This window comes from Amorphus coralli DSM 19760 (assembly GCF_000374525.1).
GTDB lineage: Bacteria > Pseudomonadota > Alphaproteobacteria > Rhizobiales > Amorphaceae > Amorphus > Amorphus coralli.
This window is the reverse complement of record NZ_KB894571.1, coordinates 735068-759736: the sequence shown is the minus strand read 5'-3', so window position 1 is coordinate 759736 and position 24669 is coordinate 735068. Positions and strand designations below refer to the sequence as shown.

The window sequence follows — 24669 nt, the reverse complement described above, 5'->3', positions numbered from 1 at the left end:
GCCTTTCACCGCACAGGGCGAACGGTGACGGAGGCGGGCGCGCCACGGGCGAAACGGCCTGCGCGGTACATGTCCTCCACCTGGGGGGCCGGGTGCGCGAAGGTGCCGGGCGAGACGGCGCGCACCATGTAGGCGACGATCATCGGGTCGCCGCCGTTGCCGGAGCGGCTGAAGGCCGCGACGAACCGGTCGTCGCGGAAGCCGGTATAGGCGGGGGTCTGCTCCGCCTGCAGCCACGGGAAGGCGGCAAGATCGGCGCTGGTCACCAGCGACGGGTTCTCGATCTCGAAACCGGCCGGAAGCAGGTCGGAGATCAGCAACTCGGCCGGCAGGTCTTCCGCTTCCGTGGCGGTGAGCACCACCACCAGCCGCGCGTTCTGCGCCACCTGGCGCGGATCCACCTGCTCGCCGTCGAGGCTGTAGTAGGCGCGCTCGATGGCAAGGCCGCTGGCTGCGGCCGGAAGGGGCAGGCGCGGCGTGCCGGACACGGTGATGGCCACCTCGGCCGTGACCTCGCCCCGGTTCGTCACGGTCAGCGGGTCGCGCTGCAGCGACGGCACGGAAACGGCGCGGTAGAGGGCGCCGCCGTGCGGCAGGCCGTCGACGGAGAGGTCGAGGCCGCTCTCACTGTCGCCGAGCGCGTGGGCGGCCATCAGCTGCCACGCCATCTCCTGGGTGGTGAGGACGTTGCCGTGGGCCTCGTTGGCCACCGTCACGGCACGGGCGAAGGCGGGGACCTCGCCGGCGTCGACGGCGGATTCGGCAACCAGTGTCAGCCCGGCGGCGGCGTCGCGCAGCGGCGAGCCATAGTCGCGCCGTCCGGGGATGTCGTCTGCACCCGATGGTGGCAGGGCACCGGCGGCGGAGGCAAACGCCCGCTCCGCCCGTTGCCGGTCGCCGGAGAAGGCGACGGCGGCGCCGATCTGGGCGCGGGCGAGCGGCGTGCCGAAGTCGTCGAGCCGTTCGTCGATGAAGTAGCGCAGATCGCCGATGGAGGCGCGGCCGTTGCGGGCGAGCACGTAGAGGCCGTAGGCGACGTCGGCGCCTTCGCCGCTCTGGAAGTCCGAGCTGTAGGAAAGCGTGTTCTGGATCGTGTCGAGCGCCATCGAAAGCGGCAGCGCCGGGACCGTGTAGCCCGCCTCCTTGGCCCGCGTCAGGAAGTCGGTGACGTAGGCGTTCAGCCACAGGTCGCCGCCCACCGGTGCCCAGAGACCGAAGGCGCCGGAGGAATCCTGCAGGGCGAGCACTTGCCGGATGGCCTTGTCGACCCGCTCGCGGATGGCGGGATCGGAGGCAATCCCCACCTCCGATGCCACCTCGGCGAGGTAGAGCAGCGGCATGGCCCGGCTGGTGGTCTGTTCCACGCAGCCATAGGGGTAGGTATCCAGCGCCATCAGGATGCCGGGCACGTCGATGGGCGCGCCGGTGGTGACGGAAAGCGTCACCTGGGCATCGTCCGGAAGCAGCGAGGCGGCCATCTCCGGACCCACCGACAGCTGCTGTCCGGGCGCAAGCGCCTGCAGGCGGCGCTCGCGGAGCGGCGGCGCGGCGGGCCGCACCGGAAGGGTGAAGGTCTGCTCGAAGGCGGAGCCGTCCGGGCCGTGCAGGGTCGCGGTGATGGTGCCGGTGCCCGGCGCGTCGGCGGACAGGCCGACCTCAATCGTGGCCGTCTCCTCCGCGTCGAGCGTGAGCGAGGCGCTGCGCTGGTCGAGCACCACCGGACCGGTAGGGGCCAGGGACAGCGCGTAGTCGCCCGCCGGCCCGTCGACATTGTCGAGGTCGAAGCGGATGCGGGTGGCGTCGCCCGGCGCCAGGAAGCGCGGCAAGCTGCCGCTGACCACCACCGGGTCGCGGACCACGAGATCGGCGGCGGCGTCGCCGACCTTCTCGTTCGTCCATGCGATGGCCATCACCTTGAGCGTGCCGTTGAAGGCGGGGATGTCGAAGGCGATCTCGGCGCGCCCGTTCTGTCCGACCGTGACCAGCCCGGAGAAGAGCGACACGGGCGTCTGGGTGGGCGGAGCGGCGGCCAGCGATGTCGGGCCGGCGCCGCCGCCGGAACGGATGCGGCCGCGCACGGCGCCGAGCGAATCGATCAGGTCGCCGTAGAGGTCGCGCATGGCCACGCCCAGCTGGCGCTGGCCGAGATACCATTCTGCCGGGGCGGGCGGCTCGTAGCCGGTCAGGTTGAGGATGCCCACGTCCACCGCCGCAACGGTCAGATAGGCCTGTTCGCCTTCGCCGATGCCGGCGATGGAGACCGGCACGACGGTGGTCTGGCGCGGCTCGGCGACATCGGGCAGCTCGAAGGACACGTCGAGCGTGCGCGCTTCCCGGTCGAGCGACAGCCAGTCGAGGCCGATCGCCCGCGCCGGCATGCGGCCGGCCTCCACGTCCATCGGCCGGAACAGCGTCGCCGTGACGTAGGCGCCCGGCCCCCAGGCCGCGTCGACGGCAAGGTCGATCGAGGTGCCTTCCGCCGGCACGTCGACGGTCTGGGTGTGAAGCAGCCGGTCGGCGACCACGGAGATGACCGCAGTGCCGGCGAAGCGCGGATCGAGCCGCACCCTGGCCGTGTCGCCGGGCGCGTAGTCGGCCCGATCGAGACCCACTTCCAGGACGTCCGGCGTGTCGGCCTGGGCCGACAGGCTGACCCAGCCGGCGGAGAAGCCGACGCTGGTCGCGGTCGCCGCGCTGTCGGGGTCAGTCACCTCCAGCCGGTAGGTCCCCCAGTCCACCGCGGCGGAGATCCGGGCGGTTTCCTGGGTGGCGAAATCGACCGTGCCGCTGGCAACCCGCTCGGTGGAGACGATCGGCTCGTAGCTCCAGGCGGAGCCGTCCCGGTACCACTGGTAGCGGCGGTTGACCTTCAGGAGTTCCCAGCTGGCGCCGGCAAGATCCGTACGGGCGCCGTCCGTATCGATGGCGATGGCCTCGAAGCTCACCGTGGCGCCTTCGCTCACCTGGCCGCCGGAGAAGCCGGGACGGATGCCGATCATCGGGGCGGACGGGGCCACGGCGTGCGTCAGGCTTTCCTCCACGGCGCGACCGGAGGGCTCGCGCACCCGCACCGTCACCTCCGCCTCGAGCGGACGCGTTGTGGCCGGCACGGAGGGCATCGGGGCGGAGATGGTGGCCGTTCCGTCCGGGCCGGTGCGGGGGAGTTCCACCAGCGGTGCACGCTCGGGAGTGAAGGGATCGTCTTCCAGCCCGAACCTGAAGCCCTCGAAGCCGGGAACCGCGCTCGCGGGGCGCACCAGCGTCTCGCCTTCGAGCGCGAGACCAGCGGCCGGCGCGCCGTAGAGGTAGCGGGCGTCCACGTCGATGGCGAGCGTGCCGCCAAGCTCCACGAACCCGTCGGCTGCTTCCAGCGAGACCTCGATGCGCTCGGGAACGAAGTCCTCCACCAGGAAGGTGGCGCCGCCGATGGCCGGGGCCTTCGGATCGACATGGGCGGCAATCCGCCAGGTGCCGGTCATCGCCGTCGACAGGAGGTCGATGTCGGTGGTGAAGCCGCCGGCGTGGTCGCCGGTCAGGACGATGCGGCGCTCCTCCACGCCGTCGGGCCGGGTCACGATCAGCGTCAGCGGCACACCAGTGGTGGCCACGGCGCGGTCGGAGCGCAGAAGGGCGGTGACATGGACCGTCTCGCCGCCGCGATAGATGCCGCGCTCGGGAGTGACGAAGGCATCGAGCGGGCCGGGAGCCGGGCGACCCGTGTCGCCCCGGTCGGTGAGTTCAAAGCCGGCCGCCGTCATGTCGAGGAAGGCGTAGTCGCCGTCCTCGGTTTCGGCCACGAGAAGGGCCGGCGTCATGCCGTCCCCGGCCTGGGGCACGGTGCGGCTGGCCAGGAAGACGTGGCCTTCATCGTCTGTCCGGGCGCTTGCGAGTACCTGATCGTTGCGGGCGATGAGGCGCACCTCGACCCCAGACAGTGCCTCGGCGGAGGCAACAGAACGCACGAAGGCGTCGACCCCCTCGCTGCCGGACATGGCCGCGAGGCCGAGATCGGAAACGATGAACCACTGGGTCGCCAGCTGGCCCCAGCTGGTCGTGTCCTCGATCGGCTTGGCGGTCATCACGTAGACGCCGGGCTCCAGGGCATCGATCGCGTCGGCGACCGGGAAGGCCGTGGTGATCTCCTCGTTGAGGGCCATCTCCACGTCCATGGCGCCTGACCAGATCCGCGCGCCGGTGTTGTCGGCGATGCGCTCGACCTCCCAGGAGGAGAGCTGGCGCTTGAAGTCGCCGTCGCGCACGGTGCCGGCAAGGCCGCGGTCGCCGATCCTCAGGATCTCGATGTCGAGTTCGCGGGTGTTGACGGTGGTGACAGGGATGCCGACGGCGCCGGACTTCGGCAGCACGTAGGCACCACCGGCAAAGCGCGCGGTCGGCGACTGGTCGCGGACGTAGATGGAGAAGGGAGCGGACGCCTCCAGGCTTTCGCCCACCGTCGAGGGAAGGCCGGAGCGGATCGTCACGTGGTAACGCTCGCCGTGCTTCAGCCCGTCGACGCACAGCTGCTTGCCGTCGACGGAGACGATGGGATCGCGGATTTCCTCCACGCCGACATAGTTCGCGATGTCGGCGGGCGCGCCCTGCAGGGTCTCGGAGACCTGCACGCACATGCGCGGGCTCGCCGTATCGGAATCCACCGAGTAGTCGAGGATGCGAAAGCCGTGTTCGGACCTGAGGGCGGCCAGACGATCCTGGTCGCCGGGCGTCTCGACGATGGCGAGGCTCGTCCGCATCGCCTCGATCGCCGGCCGCCACAGCGACTGGCGTTCCAGCGCCCGGGAAAGCACGTCGAGGGCAGCCGCCTGCTGGGCCGGCGAGGTGGCACGCGTCAGGCCAAGATAGGCGGAGGCGGCTGCCTCCTGCGGCAGGAGTTGCTGGCGGCGCCAATCGTCGGTCTGGATGGTCAGCAGGCCGCGCGCTTCTTCCGTCCAGCCGCTGGCGTCCCCGTCGGTCAGCCGGCGGGCATAGTTCGGGTCGAAGCGGCCGATTGTCTGGCCGGTCCGCATGGCCGCGAGGGCCTGGGCGCGCAGCCGGGTGGCGTCGCGCACGGTGTCTTCAGGCAGGAAGGACAGGTCGGGGAGCGGCAGCGGGTCCGCCGCGATCACCTGACCGCGGTCGACCGCGTGGATCTCGCCAGAGATGGCGCCGACATAGCGCTCGCGCGGACCGACCCCTGACTTCAGGAAGCACCATTGGGCGCGCTCATTGTAGGTGAAGGCCTGGCACTGGCGGTCGGCGATGCAGGCGGATTCGCAGACGGCGAGCGGGATTTCCTTGAGGGTCTGGTAGTCGAAGCCGGGCAGGTCGGTGTCGCGGTAGGTGACGATCTCGCGATCTTGCGCGGCCGCCGGGGTTGGGCCGACAAGCGCCCCGCCGCATACCAGCACTCCCGCCGCGAGCGCCGCTGTCACCGACAGGCGAAAACCGAGCCAACCCATTCGTCCCACTCCCCATTCTGCCGCGGACGGCGATGGACGTTCCCTCGTCCACCGATCTTACACCCGGTGGCGCCAGATTTCATGAACGCAGCGGGTGGGGGGAAGGGGCGGGACAGCCCCCGCGGGTGCAGGCCGCTTCAAAACGCGCTATGGGCGGGGGCACGAGCAGGAGGCAAAGGCACCGCGTGAGCGACGAGACATCCACGGCCGACAAGGCGGACGCGCCAGAAGCGGCGGAGACCGAAGACCAGGAGCCCCTGGGCGGGCTGCGGACGCGTTTGCGGGCGCTCTACTACGGCGATTCGCATGCCGCGCAGCGCTTTCGCGTCGGCCTCCTGGTGCTCGACCTGGTGCTGATCGCCTACTTCCTGGTGACGGCCACGCTGGAGCTCGGGCCGGTCTGGCATACGGCCGACTACATCATCGGCACCTTCCTGGTCGCCGATCTGATCGCCCGCGCGATGATCGCCAACCGGCCGCTGCGCTTTCTCTACACGTTCACGGCGATTGCCGACCTGATCGTCATCGCCAGCCTGTTCGCCAGCGCCTTCATCGACAATCTCGGCTTCCTGCGCGTCATCCGGATGCTGCGGCTGCTGCGCTCCTATCACGTGGTGAAGGACCTGCGCCGCTACTCCAAATGGTTCCTGCGCAACGAGGAAGTCATCCAGTCGGCGGTGAACCTGTGCGTGTTCATCTTCGTCGTGACGGCCGTGGTGTTCGTGCTGGAGGACGATCGCAACCCGCAGATCCACACCTATTTCGACGCGCTCTATTTCACCGTCACGACCCTCACCACGACCGGCTACGGCGACATCGTGCTCACCGATACGATCGGCCGTGTGCTGGCGGTGATCATCATGGCGTTCGGGGTGGGGCTGTTCCTGCGCCTGGTCCAGACGATCTTCCGTCCGGCCAAGGTGGTCCACGCATGCCCGGAATGCGGGCTCAACCGTCACGATCCGGATGCGGTCCACTGCAAGCACTGCGGCGAGACGCTCAACATTCCGACCGAAGGCGAATGGTAGGAGAGGGAAGGCGGCCGGGCGTCAGCCTCGCGCGGCCGCTCTCCTCCGCTTCTGCGCGCAGCGCTACTTGACCGGCGGCTCGTGGTCGTTCGGGCCGATGGCCTTGACGCACTGGTAGACCTGGAATCCGTCCTCGTACCGCTTCAGGTCGTCAGCCTCGAGCTTGGACGGGACGGCGGAGGCGATGGCGGCCTCGCAGGCCTCCTTGGTGTCGAACGATCCGGCCTGGGTGACGACCCATGCGCTCGGCGCGGCGAACATCTGCACGACCAGTGCGGTGACAACCCACATCGCAATCTCTCCCTCGACGTCACGCCGGCCGGAACGGCCCGAACCGGATCGCGGCGGAGACTAGAACAAATGCGGCGGAGAACAAATGCGCCGGACGGTCGCTTTCGGCCAGGGGCCGGCGATGGATCAGGTGGCCTGATCGAGCGCCGTGCGCACCAGCCGCACGGCCTCCGGGGCGTCCCATTCCGCCGGCCCGCTGAGGATGCCGGCGGCACACCCCTCGCCATCGACCAGCATCGTCGTGGGCATGCCGTGGGCGAGGCCCTGCTGCTTGAGCGAGGCGAACATCGTCATGGTCGGCTCGATGTAGAAGGCGAGATTGGTGAGCCCGGTCTCGGCGTAGAAGGCCTCGGCGCGGCCGTCGTCCTGGGTGTCCACGGACACGGCGACAACCTGAAAGTCCTCGCCGCCGAGCTTCGCCTCCAGCGCGTCGAGCGACGGCATTTCCGCCCGGCATGGCGGACACCAGGTGGCCCAGAGATTGAAGAGCACCGTGCGGCCTTCAAAATCCGCCATGGTGACTTCATTGCCGTCGCCGTCGCGGAAGGCGAGAGCGGACAGATCGACGGGCTCCTGCAGCGGCCGGAAGCCCGCAACGGTGCCCGTCGCGGCCTCTTCGATCGGTCCGGCAAGCGCGGCGGCCGCCGCGCATTGTCCGCCGCTGCCGTTGCCAGCAAAGCCGCCGGTCACGTATACCGCGCCAGCCCCCACGGCGCCGACGACAACGGCGGCAGCGGCTATCGCCGCGATGCGGCGGGAGCGGGGAGGCTGTCGGGACGGCTCTGACATGGGTTCGGGGTGTCCTTGGCGGTCGGTGATCACAGGCGCGTCGACGAAGGCAGTGCGGACATGAGCAATCGGATGTGGGGCGGTCGGTTCGAAAGCGGCCCCGACGCCATCATGGAGGAGATCAACGCCTCGATCGCCTTCGACAAGGCGCTCTTCGCGCAGGATCTCGCAGGTTCGCGGGCCCACTGCCGGATGCTCGTGGCGCAGTCCATCATCGGCAAGGAAGATGGAGAGGCGATCCTCGAAGGTCTAGATGCCATCGAGGCCGAGATCCGCGACGAATCGTTCACCTTTTCGCGCGCACTCGAAGACATCCACATGAACATCGAGGCCCGGCTGGCCGAGATGATCGGCCCCGCCGCCGGCCGGCTGCACACCGCGCGCTCGCGTAACGACCAGGTGGCCACGGACTTCAGGCTCTGGGTGCGCGACGCCATCGACACCATCGATGCCGCGCTTGCCGACCTGCAGCTGGCCTTTCTCGACAAGGCGGAGGAGCATGCCGCCACCATCATGCCGGGCTTCACCCACCTGCAGACCGCGCAGCCGGTGACCTTCGGCCATCACCTGATGGCCTACGTGGAGATGATCGGGCGCGACCGCGGGCGTTTCGCCGATGCGCGCGAGCGCCTCAACGAGAGCCCGCTGGGGGCGGCGGCCCTTGCCGGTACGGCCTTCCCCATCGACCGTTTCGCCACGGCCGAGGCGCTGGGCTTCGCCCGCCCGACGGCGAATTCGCTCGATTCCGTCTCCGACCGCGACTTCGCACTGGAATCGTTGGCGGCTGCCTCGATCTGCGCGCTGCACCTGTCGCGCCTGGCCGAGGAGATCGTGGTCTGGTGCTCGGCCCCGTTCTCGTTCGTGCAGCTTTCCGACAAGTTCACCACCGGCTCGTCGATCATGCCGCAGAAGCGCAACCCGGACGCCGCCGAACTGGTGCGCGCCAAGGTCGGTCGCATTCTCGGCGCGCTGACGACGCTGGCCACCGTGATGAAGGGGCTGCCGCTGGCCTATTCCAAGGACATGCAGGAGGACAAGGAGCCGGTCTTCGACGCGCTCCCGACCCTGTCGCTCTGCGTGGCGGCCATGACCGGCATGATGCGCGACCTGGTGCCCAACGAGAAAGCCATGCGCCGGGCCGCGGGCCAGGGCTATTCCACCGCAACCGATCTTGCCGACTGGCTGGTGCGCGAGGGTGGGCTGCCGTTCCGCGAGGCGCATCACGTGACGGGGCGCGTCGTAGCGCTGGCATCGGACAGCGGCCGCGCCCTCGACCAACTGACGGTGGAGGAGATGAAGGCCATCGACGACCGCATCGACGAGCGGGTGAAGGGCGTGCTCTCCGTTGCCAAGTCGGTGGCCAGCCGCACCAGCTACGGCGGCACGGCGCCGAAGAACGTGCGCAATCAGGTCAAGCGCTGGCGGCGACGCCTTGACCAGAAGCCCCGCTCCGGCCGATCAAGGGGCTGAGTTTTCGACGGAACGAGCGGGCGGCCGGCGCGCGACGCGTGCGCCGGGTCAGCGGGGAGATCGATCGTGGTTGGAGCGGATCGGCGCGTTGTTGTGATTGGGGCCGTGGCGATGGGCCTGGTGCTCGGCCTGTCGGCGTGCGGCCGGAAAGCGGGGCCGTACGCGCCGCCGCCGCCGGAGCCCGGCACCCAGGCCGAACCGGAGCTCGGTCCGGACGGAAGCCGCAAGTTCATCCTCGATCCGCTGGTTCAGTAGCCGGCTGATCTGCCGGCCCTGCCGCGTCCGGTCCTGATTTTCGGAGCCCCCGGTGCACCATTTCGACTATCGCAACGGCGTGATGCACGCCGAGGACGTTCCGCTGCCGGCGATTGCCGAGCAGGTGGGGACACCCTTCTACGTCTACTCCACCGCCACGCTGACCCGGCACATGACCGTCTTCACCGAGGCGATGGACGGGCTGCCGGCGCTGGTCTGCTACGCCATGAAGGCGAACTCCAACCAGGCCGTGCTGGCGACGCTCGCCCGGCTCGGAGCCGGCATGGACGTCGTGTCGGAGGGCGAGCTGCGCCGGGCGCTGGCGGCGGGCGTGCCGGGCAATCGGATCGTCTTCTCCGGCGTCGGCAAGACCGACCGCGAGATCGCGGCGGCGCTGGATGCCGGCATTCTCTGCTTCAATGCCGAATCGGAACCGGAGCTGGAGCGGATCTCGGCGATCGCCATGGAAAAGGGCCTCGTCGCTCCGGTATCGCTGCGCATCAATCCGGACGTCGATCCGAAGACCCACAGAAAGATCGCCACCGGCCACCGCGAGACCAAGTTCGGCATTCCCTTCGACAAGGCGCGCGAGGCCTATGCCCGGGCGGCGAAGCTGCCGGGCCTGAAGATCACCGGTGTCGATGCCCACATCGGCTCGCAGATTACCAGCCTGGAGCCCTTCGACCAGGCCTTCGACGTGCTCGGCACGCTGGTCGACCAGCTCCGCGAGGACGGGCACGAAATTTTCCACGTCGATCTCGGCGGCGGCCTGGGCGTGCCCTATGACAATTCGGTCGAGGCCCCGCCGCGTCCCGAGGCCTACGCCGACATCATCCGCAAGCACGGCAACCGCTTCGGCTGCACCATCGTGCTGGAGCCGGGCCGGATGATCGCCGGCAACGCGGGCGTCCTCGTCACCAGCGTCATCTACCGCAAGCACGGCGAGGAGAAGGATTTCCTCATCGTCGACGCGGCGATGAATGACCTGATCCGTCCAACCCTCTACGACGCGTTCCACGACATCCGCCCGGTGGATGAGGCGGTGGCGCTGCGCCCGAAGGTCAGGACCGATGTGGTGGGCCAGGTCTGCGAGACGGGAGACTATCTCGCGCTCGACCGCGATCTGCCGGCAGCGGAGCGCGGCGATCTCCTCGCGGTGATGACCGCCGGCGCCTACGGCGCGGTGCAGGCGGGCACCTACAACACGCGGCTCCTTGTGCCGGAGGTACTGGTCAACGGCGACGCCTTCCACGTGGTGCGCCGCCGGCCGGCTTACGAAGATTTGATCGGTCTCGACAGCCTGCCGGACTGGCTCGCCTGAGCGCGCGTACTCTCCGGCAAATGCCCGAACCGTCTGTCCTGGGACGCCTTTTCGGCGGCGCCATTGCGAGCGCCCTGCCTTCAAATCGCCCGGCGGGACGGGTCTTCTGGCTGATGCGCCATAAATGACCTCATGGCACGGGGCATGCTAGCCTCGCGTCATGACCCGGCATTTCCCGGCCTGCGTCCTGGAGTGCGAATGACCGATCCCTACGGTTCAGAAGACCCGATCCCGACGAGCGAGACCGAGCCCGCAGCGGACCCGGTGGCTGAGCGTGTCGACCGGCTGGTGCGCCGGGCGCGGCTGTCGCTTCTCTGGGAAAAGCTGTGGCCGGCGCTGGCGCTGCCGCTCGGGGTCATCGCCCTGTTCCTCGCGCTGTCGTGGCTCGGTCTCTGGCTGACGGCGCCTGCCTGGCTGCGGCTCGGGGCGCTGGTTGTCTTCGGGGCCGGGCTCCTGGCCGCCCTGGTCCCGCTTGCTCGCCTGAAGGTTCCAAGCCGTCGCGAGGCGGTGCACCGGCTCGAACGCCAGTCGGGGGTGCCTCACCGCCCGCTCACCGCCTTCGAGGACGGTCCGGCGGTGGAGACCGGCGATCCCGGCACCCAGGCCCTGTGGGTCGCGCATCGCGCCCGCATGGTGGCGGCGCTGGAGCGGGTTTCCGCGAAGCTTCCCTCGCCGCGGCTCTACCGGCGGGACCCGTACGCGCTGCGGGCGGTGGTGGGTATCCTCCTCTTTCTCGGCATCGCGGCGGGCAGCGGCGAGTACTGGTCGCGCATCAAGGCGGCTTTCGTGGTTCCGCCGGCCGCGACGACCGAGCCGACCCTGCGCCTCGACGCCTGGGTCTCCCCGCCCGCCTACACCGGCCGCGCGCCGCTGTTCCTGACCGGCGCCGCACGCCCCCAGGCCGGGGCGATTTCCGTCCCGGTGGGCAGCGAACTGGTGCTTCGCGTCCAGGGCGCAGCGGACGTCACCGTCGGCATGGTGTCCGGCGATACCGTCACCGAGGTCGCGACCGCTCCCGTCGGCGAGGTCGCCGATTCCGAGGCCGCGCCAGACGGGCCGCGCGAGGCGAAGGTCGTCCTGGAGGAAACCGCGCGCATCGAGGTGAAGAGCGAGGGAACCGTCATCGAGAGCTGGCCCTTCGCCGTCGTTGCCGATACGCCGCCAACGATCCGGTTCACCGGCGATCCGACCGCGACCGCGCGGGGCGCGCTGGAGCTGCACTACGAGACCGCCGACGATTACGGTGTCGGCGAGGCCCGCGCCGAGTTCAGCCTCGTCGAGCCGCCGTCGGCCGTGTCGTCCACTGCCGACCCGCGCCCCCTGATCGAGGCCCTGGGCTTCGCGCTGGCCCTGCCGTCGCGCCGCGATGGTGCCGGGGCGGCGCGCACCACCAAGGATCTTTCCGGCCATCCCTGGGCCGGGGCCGAGGTCGAGGCGACGCTCGTGGCCGTCGACGAGATCGGCCAGGAGGCCAGAAGCGAGCCGAAGCGATTCGTTCTGCCCGCGCGGACTTTCTACCAGCCGGTCGCCCGGGCGATGATCGAGCAGCGGCGCATCCTCGCCTACGACGCCAACGCGCAGCCTGTCGTCATTGATGCCATCTCCTCGCTGATGCTGTTCCCGCAGGCGATCTTCGTTTCCGACGGTCACTATCTGGCGGTGGATTCCGTCTATCGCGAATTGGTGGCGGCGGAAGCCGACGAGGAGCTCAAGGAGGTTCTCGACGCGCTCTGGAACGTCGCGGTTATGATCGAGGACGGCGAGCTGTCTGACGCGGAACGGGCGCTGAAGGCTGCCCAGGAGGCGCTGCGTCAGGCGATCCAGAACGGCGCGTCCGACGAGGAGATCGCCCGGCTCACCCAGGAGCTGCGCCAGGCAATGAATCGCTACATGCGGGAGCTGGCCCAGCAGGCCATGCGCAACCCGCAGCAGGGCCAGCAGATGGATCCGAACGCGCAGATGCTGTCGCAGCGCGATCTCGACCAGATGCTGTCGCAGATCGAGGAACTGGCAAAGTCCGGTGCACGGGAGCAGGCGGAACAGCTGCTCTCCGAGATGCAGCGGATGATGGAGAACCTCCAGGCCGGTCAGCAGCAGATGATGCCCCAGGGCGGCATGGGCGAGATGGAGCAGATGCTCGATCAGCTGGGCAAAATGATCCAGCGCCAGCAGGAGCTGATGAACGAGACACACCGGCTCGACCGGCAGCGCCGCAACGGCGGTCAGCCCGGCCAGCGCCAGCCCGGCGAGAACGGTCAGCAGGACGGGCAGGGCATGAGCCCGCAGGAGCTTGCCGAGCAACTCCGCCAGTTGCAGGAAAGCCAGGGACAGCTTGGTCAGAGCCTGCAGGAGCTGATGGACCAACTCATGGACCAAGGCCTGCAGCCCAACGGTCAGCTCGGCGAAGCCGGCGACGCCATGGGCCGCGCGGAAAACCAGCTTGGCCAGTCCCGTCCCGGCGATGCGGTCGGTGACCAGGGCGAGGCGCTCGACCGGTTGCGCGAGGGCGCCCAGTCGCTGGCCCAGCAGATGGCCGGAGACGGCAATCAGCCCGGCGGAAATCAGCCTGGCCAGACGGCGCAGGGCCAGGAGCGCGACCCCCTCGGCCGGTTCCGCCGCAACCAGGGCTCCGACATGACCAGCCGGGTCCAGATCCCCGACGAGATCGACGTTCAGCGCGCCCGCCGGATCCTGGAAGAGCTGCGCAACCGGCTCAGCGACCCGCAGCGGCCGATGATCGAGCTCGATTATCTGGAGCGCCTCCTTCCCGGAAACTGACAGGCATCGCCGGTGGCCCGGCTGCTGCGCCAGGCCCGTCGGGCAGCCTGCCGCCTGTCACCTTGATTTGAAGGGCCGGCGTCCACAGGATTGGAAGGCTGGCGCCGGCGCTGATTCGCCCCGGTGCCGCCATGCCGACGCCGGGGCTGGACGAAGGATGCCTTTCGTGTTTCCGCTTCGTCGACCGCCTGCCCGGGAACCGCTCCAGGAGCCGATGTGATCCGCTTCGAGAATGTCGGACTGCGCTACGGGGTCGGGCCGGAAGTCCTCAAGGACGTCAGCTTTCACATTCCGCCGCGGTCCTTCCAGTTCCTCACCGGGCCGTCCGGCGCAGGCAAGACCTCGCTGATCCGGCTGATGTTCCTGTCGCTGAAGCCGACACGCGGCTTCATGAGCGCCTTCGGCAAGGACGTGACCCGCATCTCGCCCTCGGAGATGCCGGCGCTGCGGCGGCGCATCGGCGTCGTGTTTCAGGACTTCCGGCTGCTCGACCACCTGACCACCTTCGAGAACGTCGCCCTGCCGTTGCGCGTGGCCGGCAAGGAAGAGAGCGACTACCGCACGGACGTGGTCGAACTCCTGCGCTGGGTGGGGCTGGGCCACCGCATGCACGCCTTTCCGCCCGTGCTCTCCGGCGGCGAGAAGCAACGCGCCGCCATTGCCCGCGCCCTGATCACCCAGCCGGAAATGCTGCTTGCCGACGAGCCCACCGGCAACGTCGATCCGCCCCTCGCCCGGCGCCTGCTGCGGCTGTTCCTGGAGCTCAACAGGCTCGGCACCTCCGTCGTCATCGCCACCCATGATATCGGCCTGATGGACCAGGTCGACGCTCGCCGGCTGATCCTGTTCGAGGGACGGCTGGAGATCTCAGAGTAGGGCGATGGTGCGCTTCTTCCGCCGCAAGCCCGCCGATGACGAGGACGACGTGTTCGCGGGAGCGGATGCCCGCGGCCGCGGCGACGAGCCCGGTCAGATCGGCTTCGACAGCTCCTCCGGGCCGAGCCCGATCGTGCCGTCGCGATCGGTGGCCGGCCGGGCGCTGGTCTTCGTCGTGGCGATCATGACGTTCCTGTCCTGCCTGACGGTGGGCGCGGTGACCATCGTGTCGGCCGCCGCCGGCGACTGGCAGTCGGACATCGCACGCGAGATCACCATCCAGATCAGGCCGGTGGACGGGCAGGACATGCTGGCGCGGCTGGACGCGGCCGTGCGCGTCGCCGAGGCCCAGCGTGGCGTGGAAAACGCCCGCGCGCTGTCGGTGGCCGACACCAACGCGCTTCTGGAGCCGTGGCTGGGTTCCGATCTCGAACTCGACGAGCTGCCGGTGCCGAGGCTCGTCGTCGTCACGCTTGGGGATCCGGCACTGCTCGATGTAGACGCCCTGCGCGCCACGCTGGCCGCCGAGGTGCCGGGCGCGAGCCTCGACGACCATTCGACCTGGTCCGGCCAGCTGGCGTCGGTCGCCCGCAGCGTGGTCGTCGGCGGGTTCGGCATCGTCGGGCTGATGCTCCTGGCGTTGGCCCTGACCATCGTCTTCGCCACGCGCGCCGCCATCTCCTCCAATCTCCAGGTGATCGAGGTGCTGCACTTCGTCGGCGCGGAAAACGGTTTCGTGGCACGGGAATTCCAGAAGCACTTCCTGCTCAAGGGGCTGGTCGGCGGCCTGTCCGGCGGCGTTGCCGCCGTTCTGGTCTTCGTGGTGATCGAAGTGTTCGCGGGCGGTTTTCGCAGCTCGGCCACCGTTGTGCAGGCCCAGACATTGCTCGGCCCGCTGACCATCGGCCTGCCTGGCTATATCGCCGCACTCGCCATCGTATTCGCCGTGGCAATCCTCACCGCGTTGACCTCGCGGGTGGCCGTCCATCGGCATTTGACCCGTCTCGACTGACCCGTACCGGTTCACAACAGCCATGTGCGCGGAAGAATTGCCTTTTCTCGGCCGCATTCGGCGATAATCTCTAGTTCATGACGGACTGGATGCTGGACGACGTCACACACGCGGAAGCGCAATCTGGAAAGCGGGCCCAAGCGGCGCGCCGAACCCGTGCGCTCGCCTTGCCGCGTCTGGCGCTCTTCACGGCCGGGGTTCTGGGAGCCTTCGTCGTGGCCGGCTTTCTCTGGTTTGCCGATCAGGTGTCGGCGGCCAAGCAGCCGCTCGATCCCCACGGCGACGGGATCGTGGTGTTGACGGGCGGTGCGCAGCGCATCAACGGCGCCATCGCGCTGCTGGAGGAGGGCAGGGCCACCCGGCTTCTGATCACCGGGGTGAACCCGGCCACCACCGAAGACCAGATCGCGCGGGCCATCTCCGTCCGTCACGACATCTTCGACTGCTGCGTCGACATCGACCGCGAGGCACTCGACACGATCGAGAATGCCCGGCAGACGAAGAACTGGGCCCTGCCGCGCGGCTTCGACAGCCTGATCGTCGTCACCAGCGCCTATCACATGCCGCGCACTCTCGCGGAGCTGCGCCGGGAACTGCCCGACAGCACCCTGATCCCTTTCCCGGTGGTTCACGAGGACCTGGAGCTGAATCACTGGTATCGCGACCGTGAGGCCATGCGGGTGATGGTGCGCGAATACGCCAAGTTCGCCCTGGCCCGTCTCCGCCTCAGCCTGGAGGCCAGTGAGCCGACCCGGCAGCTCATGCGGATGGCCTCTCTTCGCCGCGATCTCTGAGGCGCCGGCTGGCTCGGTGTTGCGGCAATTGCCGTTGCGGCTTCCCTTCCCGACCTGCATCCGTCATGGGTAGTTCCCGTTCCCGCCGCCGGTGGTTTTCGTCGACCGGCTTTCAACGCCCGTGGACCCAGCCTCGATGGTTCTTGCCCGTTCGATCCTGTTCCAGATCGCGTTCTTCCTGAATGTCGCGCTGATCACGCTTGTCTTCCTGCCGCTGTTCGTCCTGCCGCGGAAAGCCGGCATCTGGCCGATGAAGCTGTGGGCCCGGATCAATCTGGTGCTGCTCAGGGTGATCTGCGGGACAAGGATGGAGGTGAGAGGACGTGAGAACATCCCGACCGAAGGCGCGCTGATCGCCGCCAAGCACCAGGCGGCGTGGGAGACCTTCGCGCTGATGCCGCTGCTGCCGGATCCAGCCTACATCCTGAAGAAGGAGCTGTTCCTGCTGCCGCTCTTCGGCTGGTACGCGCGCAAGTTCCAGATGATCGGCATCGACCGCAGCGCCGGCACCAAGGCACTCGCCGATATCGGCGTGAAGGGGCAGGCCGCCATTGACGAGGGCCGACAGGTCATCATCTTTCCCGAGGGCACGCGCACGCTGCCGGGTGCGGAGCCGGCCTACAAGAACGGCACGGCCCACCTCTATCACCGGCTGGAGCGGCCGGTCGTGCCGGTGGCGCTCAATTCCGGACTGTTCTGGCCGCGCGGGACGATCAAGCGCTATCCAGGCACCATCGTGGTGGAGTTCCTTCCCGCCATCCCGCCGGGACTGGGGCTGAAGGCGTTTCGCAACCGGCTGGTGGACGAGATCGAGACGGCGTCGGACCGGCTTTATGTCGAAGGCTGCCGCGAGCGCGGAGTCGAGCCTGTTCAGCGCGCCGGGCAGACGTTGGCCTGAGAACGGCGATCAGGCTTTGCTCGCCAGTTGCTCCGACAGCCAGTGCAGCATGGCATCGCGCATGCCGATCTCATCGAGATGCGCCACCGTTGCGTGGATGTAGTCCGGGTTCGGGCCGGAGCGGCCCTCGGCGTCCCGGACGATCTCCAGCAGAGTTTCGCGCGGCAGCAGGCCCGCATATTGCTGGTGGTTCCGGTCAACGACATAGGTCAGCGCATCCACCTCCCGGTCGCTTCCGTCCTCCAGGCGGACCCGCAGCGTCTTTTCCAGATAGACGGCGGTAACCTGCTCGCGCTCCCGCAGATAGGCAATCGTCGCCTCGCGGTCCTCCGCCGCCACCCGGAACACCCGGCCGAGGCAGGAGCCGCCGCGGTCCAGCCCGAGAACGAGACCCGGCCGCTCCTGCGTGCCGCGGTGCACCCAGGAATAGACGCAGAGCCGGCGATGCCGCCCCTTCAGGCGCGCATGGGCGGCCTCCGTAAAAGGAAATCCCGGCCGCCACATGAGCGACCCGTACCCGAATACCCACAAGTCGTCGTTCATCGCGATCAGCCGATCGGCTCCGTGAAAGGGTCTGGTCTGACGGGTGCCTGCCTATCACCATTGCGTTGAAAGGGAACCGTCAATCGGGGCATGGACGTTGGCGGTCGGGGCTGTCTCCGGTTCCGGCGCGCCGCGGCAAAAGGGCGCTCAACGCCGTCTAGACGCCCGCGGGACCGAGCCTGCTGACATGGGGGCGGGGCTGCGCCACTGTGTCGTCCCGTCGGCGCCTTGTGGCTCTGCTATCGATTTCCATCCCGCGTCCGGCCATCCTCCGCCGGGCCGTGGCGCGTTCGCAAAGGAGTCTGCTTGTGGCGAAAGACGACCAGACAGCCGCGAAAACCGCACCGCCGCGCACAAGGCGGCGCTTCCTGCTGCTCGGCATTGCCGTGGTGGCGGTGGTGATGGCCTGGTCGGTCTTCTGGTTCATCGCGGCCGCCTATGCGGAGCGAACCTTCGACAAGGTGGTGGACGATGCGGTCGCCGACGGAGTGGCGCTGGACTGCGTCAACCGCCGCATCGAGGGCTTTCCCTTCCGCATCGAACTGCATTGCGCTGAGGGCACCAGCCTGACGCTGCCGGACGCCAAGGTGACCCTGTCCGGCCTTTCGGCCGTCGCGCTGATCTACAATCCCCGGCACGTCATTGCCGGCTTCGGCTCGCCCGCCGTCATCAGCAACACCGATTTCCCCGAGACGCAGGTGGAATGGGAGCGCGCCCGGGCGAGCGTGGCCTATTCCGGGGCCGGGCTCGAGCGCTTCTCGCTGTCCATCGACAACCCAGCCGTGGCGCCGGAGGGCCTGCCGCCAGTGACGGCGACGCTGGCGGAGATGCACCTGCGGACCGATCCGAAGACCGGCGATGCGGTCGACGTGGCACTCAGGCTCGACGGGGCGGAAGCAGTTCCCGGCCAGCCGGCGGTGGACTTCCGCACGGTTGCCGTCGTGCGCAACGCGCCGCTGCTGGTGGCCGCGCTGCAGGGCGTTCCGATGCTGGGACAGGCCGCCGTCGCGGGGCTTCCGATCGACCTTACCCAGCTGTCGCTGGCAGCTGGCGGCACGAAGCTGTCGGCGGCGGGCGACCTCACCGTGCGCCCCGACGGAGCACTCGACGGTGCCGTCGACCTGGCGGTGACGACAGGGGAGGACGGGCTGCCCTATCTCGATGTCTTCCTGCCGCCGGACCAGGCGGACGCACTACGGGGCATCGTGCAGTCGGTGCTGAACTTCGGCAGGAAGACCCAGCTCGACGGCGAGCCGGCCCGCGCCTTCCCGCTGTCCATCTCGTCGGGTCGCGTGTCGGCCGGCCTGTTCCCGATCGGACGCATTCCGCCGATCCCGCTTGGACCGGGCCTTGGGATGCCGTGAGCGGCGCCGGCCGGCTTTAAAGACGCGGTTCCGGATGGCGAACCGGTTGTCGGCTCGCCCAGAAGAGCTCTAGCCCTTCGAGACGCGGCGCCCGAAATCCGGTGCGTCGGTTTCCTGGCCGGCGTCGATGATGCCGCGGCGAATGGCCCGGGTGCGGCTGAAGGTGGAATGGAGCATGTCGCCCTCGCCCCAGCGGATGGCCCGCTGCAGCGCAGCGAGGTCCTCCGAGAAGCGTCCGAGCGCCTCCAGCACCGCCTCGCGATTGTGCAGGAACACGTCGCGCCACATGGTCGGGTCCGATGCCGCCAGGCGGGTGAAGTCGCGGAAGCCGCCGGCGGAGAACTTGATCACCTCCGACTGGGTGACCTCTTCCAGATCGTCCGCCGTGCCGACGATGTTGTAGGCGATCAGGTGCGGCAGGTGGCTGGTGATGGCGAGCACCAGGTCATGGTGCTCGGCCGTCATCGTTTCCACGTCGGAGCCGAGCAGGCGCCAGAACTCCGCCACCTGGTCGAGGGCGCGCAGGTCCGTCTGCTCGGTCGGCGTGAGGATGCACCACCGGTTCTCGAACAGATCCGCGAAGCCAGCCGACGGTCCGGAATTCTCGGTGCCGGCGACGGGATGGGCAGGCACCAGGCACTCGGGATGCGGCAGCCGCGGCAGCATCTGCTTCACGACGCTGGCCTTCACCGAGCCGGTGTCGGTGATCAGCGTGTCGGACGTCAGCGCCGGTGCGATGGCATCGGCGATCGATCCGGCAGCGCCAACCGGCACGCAGGACACCACCAGCGCCGCGCCGGCCGCGGCTTCCGCCGGGTCGGTGGTGTAGCCGTCTCCGAGGCCGAGTTCTTCGGCTTCGGCAAGTGCCGCCTCGCTGTGATCGGCAATGGCAATGTGGCGCGCGACACCATCCGCCCGAACCTTGCGGGCGATCGACGAGCCGAGCAGACCGATGCCGACGATGGCGATCCGGTCGAAGAGCGGCTCAGACATCTGCCGTCTGCCCCGCCGCCCGGGCCATGAACTCCGTCAGCGCGGCAACGGTGGCCTTGTTGGCGGCTTCGGTGCCGATGGACATGCGCAGCGCATTGGGCAGGCCGTAGGGCTCCAGGCGGCGCAGCACGATACCCTCGTCGAGCAGGTACCGGTCGGCGGCCTCCGCGCTGACGCCCGGACGCTCCGGGAAGTTCAGGAGCAGGAAGTTGCCCTGGCTTGGCGTGACGTCGATGCCGAGCGCGGTGAATGCCTCCGTCAGCCACGGCAGCCAGGTGGCGTTGTGGTCGACGGCGGCTTCCATGAAGGCCCGGTCGCGGATTGCGGCGGCCGCAGCGGCGAGCCCCGGCGCGTTGACGTTGAACGGGCCGCGAATGCGGTTCAGGGCATCGACGATGTGGTCGGGCGCGTAGAGCCAGCCGACACGCAGCGCGGCGAGGCCGTGGATCTTGGAGAAGGTGCGCGTCATCACGACGTTCTCGCTGGCACCCACCAGCTCGATGCCGGCCTCGTAGTCGTTGCGGCGGACATATTCCGCATAGGCCGCGTCGAGCACGAGCAGGACGTGCGGCGGGAGCGCCGCGTGCAGGCGCCGGACCTCCGACTGCGGCAGGTAGGTGCCGGTCGGGTTGTTCGGGTTGGCCAGGAAGACCACCCGGGTGCGCTCCGTCACAGCCGCCAGGATGCGGTCGACGTCGGCGGTCTTGTCGGTCTCGGGCACCACCACCGGCACGCCGCCGGAGGCGAGGGTCACGATCCGGTAGACCAGGAACCCGTGCTCGGTGAAGATCGCCTCGTCGCCGGGGCCGATATAGGCGTGGGCGATCATCCCGAGGAGATCGTCGGAGCCGTTGCCGCAGACGATGCGGTTCGGATTAAGGCCCAACGTTTCGGCCAGGGCCTCGCGCAGCGCGGTCGCCGCACCGTCCGGATAGAGCTCGAGCGACGACGCAACAGCCGAATAGGCTTCGATCGCCTTCGGGCTGGCGCCGAGGGGCGTCTCGTTGGAGGAGAGCTTGTGATACTCGCGGACCTGCGCGCCCTTCGACTTGCCGGGCACGTAGGCGTGGATCGCCATCACGCCGGGACGGGGGACGGGACGGGAAGCGAGTGTGCCCTCACTCATGACGTGGGCTCCTTCTGGGTCGTCTGACTGACGAATGCGGCGGTCCCGACCAGCGCCGGATCGTACTGACCGACCGGGTCGAGCGACGGCGAGCCGATGAGGCCAGCCGCCTGCAGGGATTGGATGAGGGCCTCGGGAGGCGCAGCCGAGGCGATCAGGGCGTGGGTGGTCCCGCCATCGATGGCGCTGGCCAGGCCTTCCACGCCGTCCAGGATCGGAAGCGTGGCGTTGCCCTGCACGGTCAGCGAGTAGACGGTCACGGCGCCGCCTGCCGGGCCGACCTTGGCGCCCGCGATCAGCAGCACGTCGTGCGCTTCACCCTCGGGTGCCGCGAACCGGGCCACCACGTGGGCGCCGTCGGACGACAGCGCCTGCCACCATGCGCCCGGCTGTGACAGCGAAACCAGGGCAAGGTCGCCGCCGTGGTCAGCCAGCCCCTTTAGGGCAGCGGCGCCGTCGGCGGCATCGACGAGAGCCGGGGCAAACCCGAACCAGAAGCGGGCGAGGTCGCGCATCGCTCCGGAGGCGCCGGAGAGGCCCGCGACATGGACGCGGAAGGGGCGCTGGAGATCGCAGAAGGCGGAAATCACCGAGCGCCAGACATGGGTGACGATTGTCGGCGGCAGCAGGCCCTCGTGGGCGTCGAGCCTGCGCGTCAGCACGGCGCCTTCACGCGCCGGCTGGATCACGATCGCCGAGGGGGATGGCCCCTTCGCCGCGACGATGTCCGAGACGGTCCGCGCCCGTTCCATGAGAAGGGCGTGCATTTCGGCATCGATCTGGTCGATGCGGTTCCTGAGCGAGTCGAGCGTCACCGGGGCTGGATCCGATGACCCCCGGGAGGCCGAGTGTGACATGAGGAACACCACGAAGGGCGCGCGTCGACGGTGCCGCGCGCGAGCCGACATCCTTAGAAGAGCAGCGGAACGAAATCAAAGAAAACATTGACACCCGGGGAGGCCATTTCCTAGCTACCCGCGCCCTCCGCGGTACCGAACCACCTGTCGGGAACCGGAATGACCCATCTTCCAGACCACGACGACGCCGTGGCATCCGCCCGGCTCCGAGAGGTCGATTCGCCATCCAGCCCGGTCGAGTATTTCGGGCCGGACCAGCCGCTTGCCCTCGACGCCGGCAGTGCGCTTGCCCCTTGGCAGATCGCCTATACGACCCACGGAACGCTGAACGCGGATCGCTCGAACGCTGTCCTCGTCTGCCATGCTCTGACCGGCGACCAGTATGCGGCGTCGACCCATCCCATCACCGGCAAGCGCGGCTGGTGGAGCATGATGGTCGGGCCCGGCCGGCCCATCGACACCGATCGCTTCTTCGTCATCTGCGCCAACGTCATCGGCGGCTGCGCGGGCACGACCGGCCCGGCATCGGTCGATCCCGACACCGGCAAGCGCTATGGGCTGAGGCTGCCGCTCGTGACGATCGCCGACATGGTGCGCGCCCAGGCCATGCTGATCGACCGGCTCGGCATCGACATGCTGTTCGCCGTCGTCGGCGGGTCCATGGGTGGCATGCAGGTGCTGGAGTGGGCGGCGAGCTATCCCGACCGGGTGTTTGCGGCGTTGCCGATCGCCGCCGGCGCACGGCATTCCTCGCAGAACATCGCCTTCCATGAAGTGGGTCGCCAAGCGATCATGGCCGATCCGGCCTGGCAGGGGGGGCGCTATCTGGAGGGTGGGGCGATCCCCAAGAAGGGGCTGTCGGTGGCGCGGATGGCCGCGCACATCACCTACGTCTCCGAGCCGGCGCTGCACTCCAAGTTCGGCCGCAACCTGCAGGATCGCGAGGCCATCACCTATGGCTTCGACGCGGACTTCCAGATCGAGAGCTACCTGCGTCACCAGGGATCGACCTTCGTCGACCGGTTCGACGCCAACTCCTATCTCTACGTCACCCGGGCGATGGATTATTTCGACATGGCGGCCGATCACGGCGGTCTGCTGGCCAATGCCTTCCGCCGCTCGCCGACCCGGTTCTGCGTGATCTCCTTCACCAGCGACTGGCTGTTCCCGACCAAGGAAAGCCGGGCTGTCGTGCACGCGCTGAACGCCGCCGGCGCCAACGTCTCCTTCGTGGAGATCGAGAGCGACCGCGGCCACGATTCCTTCCTGCTGGACGAGCCCGAGCTGTTCCGGGTGACCCGCGGCTTCCTCACCGGTGCCGCCTCCGTGCGGGGCATCGATCCGCCCGCCCCGGTTCCGGCATGAACGACGTGGCGCTGAAGCGCGGCCGCTTCGACCTCGATGTCGTCGCCGACCTGGTGGAACCCGGCTCGCGGGTCCTCGATGTCGGCTGTGGCGACGGCGGGCTGATGGAACTCCTGTCCACCCGAAAGGGCGTCGATGCGCGCGGCATCGAGCTGTCCCAGACGGGGGTGAACGAGTGCGTGGCGCGGGGCCTGTCGGTGATCCAGGGGGACGCCGATGCCGATCTGTCCGGCTATCTCGACGATTCCTTCGACTACGTGATCCTCAGCCAGACGCTGCAGGCGACCCATGATCCGAAGACCGTGCTGCAGAATCTTCTGCGGATCGGCTCCCGGGCGATCATCTCCTTCCCGAATTTCGGCCACTGGCGGATGCGCCGCCAGCTCCTGCTGGAGGGTCGAATGCCGATCACGCCGCACCTGCCGGAGCCGTGGTACGCCACGCCGAACATCCACTTCTGCACGATCCGGGACTTCGTGACCCTGTGCGAGGAGCTGGACGCGACGGTCATCGAGGCGATGGCGCTGAACGGGACGGGCGGGCGGATCCCGATCAACGCGCCGTGGTGGTTCTGGAACCTGTTCGGCGAGCAGGCGGTGTTTCTCCTGCGCCGCTAGTTTCGGAAACGCGGAGCGATGCGCGGGCGCTGGGGGCGGGAGCAAGTCCCGGCACGAATGCGGGCACCCGGCGCTTGCGGCCGGAGACGATGGGCTGGGCCATCCGCTTCTCCGCCTCAATTAGCACGACGCCGGCAAGCTTCGGCCAGAAGCGTCCGCCCATCCGCTCCCAGCCCCGCGCCGAGCCCAGGACCGACCGGGTCGTGGAGGGCGGAACGAACAGGGCGTTCTCCACCCGGCCGGTGGCGAACGAGAGCTCTTCCATCTGCCGGGTGATCTGGCTTCGGCTGAAGGGCTGGCCGACGCCGAACGGTGTCGTTTCGATGCGCGACCACAGACCGGTCCGGTTGGCGACCACCACCAGGGCCCGGCCACCGGGGGGCAGCACGCGCCAGACGTCCCGCAGGAGCGTCTTCGGCTGGGTGGTGTTCTCCAGCGCGTGGACGACAAGGACGCGTTCGACGCTCGCGTCCGGCAGCGGCAGGCTGTCGTCGACGACCAGTGCGGTGGTGGAGGGGCCTTCCGGCGGCCAGCAGAACACGCCGTGCTGGGCGGGCATGAAGGCCATCACCCGCTCCGCCTCACCTTTGAACGGACGCAGGAACGGCGTGGCGTGGCCGAGGCCCACAAGCCGCTGTCCGGTCACGTCGGGCCAGATCTCGCGGATCTGCGCGGACAGGATCTGCCGTACGATCCGGCCGCGCGGCGAGAGATAGAAATTTCGGATCTCCACCGCGTCGAGATGCATCGAGATGCTGCTCCTCGGGATACCGGGCTTCGCAATTTCCCGACCCTGACATTAAGTCGGGATGATAGGACAGTTTCGCAACGAATAG

20 protein-coding genes are annotated in these 24669 nt (G+C 68.9%); 12 read left to right on the top strand and 8 right to left on the bottom strand.

The genetic code is table 11. The features are described from left to right. Positions 1–5: 5 nt before the first annotated feature. Positions 6–5456 carry an alpha-2-macroglobulin family protein gene (locus C507_RS20720; protein WP_018699095.1) on the bottom strand — a complete coding sequence of 1817 codons (5451 nt, stop codon included), beginning with the start codon at positions 5454–5456 and terminating at the stop codon, positions 6–8. A gap of 185 nt (positions 5457–5641) precedes the next feature. Between C507_RS20720 and C507_RS0107675 the strand changes: the two genes are divergently transcribed. Then, entirely contained in the window at positions 5642–6484 is an 843-nt protein-coding gene (locus C507_RS0107675) for an ion channel (RefSeq protein WP_018699094.1), read from the top strand. A 63-nt stretch (positions 6485–6547) separates the two neighbouring features. On the opposite strand, the gene C507_RS0107670 is transcribed toward C507_RS0107675, so the two are convergent. Together C507_RS0107670 and tlpA are read right to left on the bottom strand one after the other, a co-directional pair. Then, complete coding sequence (locus C507_RS0107670) at positions 6548–6775, bottom strand: hypothetical protein (protein ID WP_018699093.1); 228 nt, start codon at positions 6773–6775, stop codon at positions 6548–6550. Between the two features lie 126 nt (positions 6776–6901). After that, complete coding sequence (gene tlpA / locus C507_RS0107665) at positions 6902–7564, bottom strand: thiol:disulfide interchange protein TlpA (RefSeq protein ID WP_018699092.1); 663 nt, start codon at positions 7562–7564, stop codon at positions 6902–6904. A 60-nt stretch (positions 7565–7624) separates the two neighbouring features. Between tlpA and argH the strand changes: the two genes are divergently transcribed. The 8 genes from argH (at position 7625) to C507_RS0107625 (ending at position 16968) form a co-directional block, all read left to right on the top strand. Next, positions 7625–9034: an argininosuccinate lyase gene (gene argH / locus C507_RS0107660; RefSeq protein WP_026318930.1), complete on the top strand. Its 1410-nt coding sequence runs from the start codon at positions 7625–7627 to the stop codon at positions 9032–9034. Between the two features lie 66 nt (positions 9035–9100). Next, positions 9101–9289, top strand: coding sequence for a lipoprotein (locus tag C507_RS23040; RefSeq protein ID WP_156829192.1), 189 nt, complete (start codon positions 9101–9103; stop codon positions 9287–9289). Positions 9290–9341: 52 nt separating this feature from the next. Continuing rightward, positions 9342–10610 carry a diaminopimelate decarboxylase gene (gene lysA, locus C507_RS0107650; RefSeq protein WP_018699089.1) on the top strand — a complete coding sequence of 423 codons (1269 nt, stop codon included), beginning with the start codon at positions 9342–9344 and terminating at the stop codon, positions 10608–10610. Between the two features lie 198 nt (positions 10611–10808). Then, positions 10809–13388, top strand: a complete 2580-nt coding sequence (locus tag C507_RS0107645) for a TIGR02302 family protein (RefSeq protein ID WP_018699088.1) — start codon at positions 10809–10811, stop codon at positions 13386–13388. A 216-nt stretch (positions 13389–13604) separates the two neighbouring features. After that, on the top strand, positions 13605–14264 hold the full coding sequence (gene ftsE / locus C507_RS0107640) for a cell division ATP-binding protein FtsE (protein ID WP_018699087.1): 660 nt from the start codon (positions 13605–13607) through the stop codon (positions 14262–14264). A 4-nt stretch (positions 14265–14268) separates the two neighbouring features. Then, positions 14269–15276: a cell division protein FtsX gene (locus tag C507_RS0107635; protein WP_018699086.1), complete on the top strand. Its 1008-nt coding sequence runs from the start codon at positions 14269–14271 to the stop codon at positions 15274–15276. Positions 15277–15353: 77 nt separating this feature from the next. After that, positions 15354–16070, top strand: a complete 717-nt coding sequence (locus C507_RS0107630; RefSeq protein WP_018699085.1) for a YdcF family protein — start codon at positions 15354–15356, stop codon at positions 16068–16070. Between the two features lie 136 nt (positions 16071–16206). Then, a complete protein-coding gene (locus C507_RS0107625) occupies positions 16207–16968 on the top strand; it encodes a lysophospholipid acyltransferase family protein (protein ID WP_018699084.1) in 762 nt (253 codons plus the stop codon). A 9-nt stretch (positions 16969–16977) separates the two neighbouring features. Here C507_RS0107625 and C507_RS0107620 read toward each other — a convergent pair whose 3' ends face one another. Continuing rightward, the gene (locus tag C507_RS0107620) at positions 16978–17511 is read right to left on the bottom strand and encodes a gamma-glutamylcyclotransferase (protein ID WP_018699083.1); all 534 of its coding nucleotides are present in this window, start codon (positions 17509–17511) and stop codon (positions 16978–16980) included. A gap of 308 nt (positions 17512–17819) precedes the next feature. Between C507_RS0107620 and C507_RS0107615 the strand changes: the two genes are divergently transcribed. After that, on the top strand, positions 17820–18875 hold the full coding sequence (locus C507_RS0107615) for a DUF2125 domain-containing protein (protein ID WP_018699082.1): 1056 nt from the start codon (positions 17820–17822) through the stop codon (positions 18873–18875). Positions 18876–18944: 69 nt separating this feature from the next. Here C507_RS0107615 and C507_RS0107610 read toward each other — a convergent pair whose 3' ends face one another. The 3 genes from C507_RS0107610 to C507_RS22315 are packed head-to-tail and all read right to left on the bottom strand — an operon-like array spanning position 18945 to position 21809. Beyond that, positions 18945–19868, bottom strand: coding sequence for a prephenate/arogenate dehydrogenase family protein (locus C507_RS0107610; RefSeq protein ID WP_018699081.1), 924 nt, complete (start codon positions 19866–19868; stop codon positions 18945–18947). Continuing rightward, positions 19861–20994, bottom strand: a complete 1134-nt coding sequence (gene hisC / locus C507_RS0107605; RefSeq protein WP_018699080.1) for a histidinol-phosphate transaminase — start codon at positions 20992–20994, stop codon at positions 19861–19863. The genes C507_RS0107610 and hisC overlap by 8 nt, the downstream gene beginning before the upstream one ends. Then, positions 20991–21809 carry a chorismate mutase gene (locus tag C507_RS22315; RefSeq protein WP_018699079.1) on the bottom strand — a complete coding sequence of 273 codons (819 nt, stop codon included), beginning with the start codon at positions 21807–21809 and terminating at the stop codon, positions 20991–20993. Before C507_RS22315 ends, hisC begins: the two co-directional genes overlap by 4 nt. Before the next feature lie 201 nt (positions 21810–22010). On the opposite strand from C507_RS22315, the gene metX reads away from it, so the two are divergent. Together metX and metW are read left to right on the top strand one after the other, a co-directional pair. Beyond that, positions 22011–23216 (top strand): homoserine O-acetyltransferase MetX, encoded by a 1206-nt coding sequence (metX, locus tag C507_RS0107595; protein ID WP_018699078.1) that lies wholly within the window; start codon positions 22011–22013, stop codon positions 23214–23216. Then, entirely contained in the window at positions 23213–23833 is a 621-nt protein-coding gene (gene metW / locus C507_RS0107590; RefSeq protein WP_018699077.1) for a methionine biosynthesis protein MetW, read from the top strand. Before metX ends, metW begins: the two co-directional genes overlap by 4 nt. On the opposite strand, the gene C507_RS0107585 is transcribed toward metW, so the two are convergent. Continuing rightward, on the bottom strand, positions 23769–24581 hold the full coding sequence (locus C507_RS0107585; protein ID WP_018699076.1) for a class I SAM-dependent methyltransferase: 813 nt from the start codon (positions 24579–24581) through the stop codon (positions 23769–23771). The two genes, metW and C507_RS0107585, sit on opposite strands and share 65 nt — an antisense overlap. Between the last annotated feature and the right edge of the window lie 88 nt (positions 24582–24669).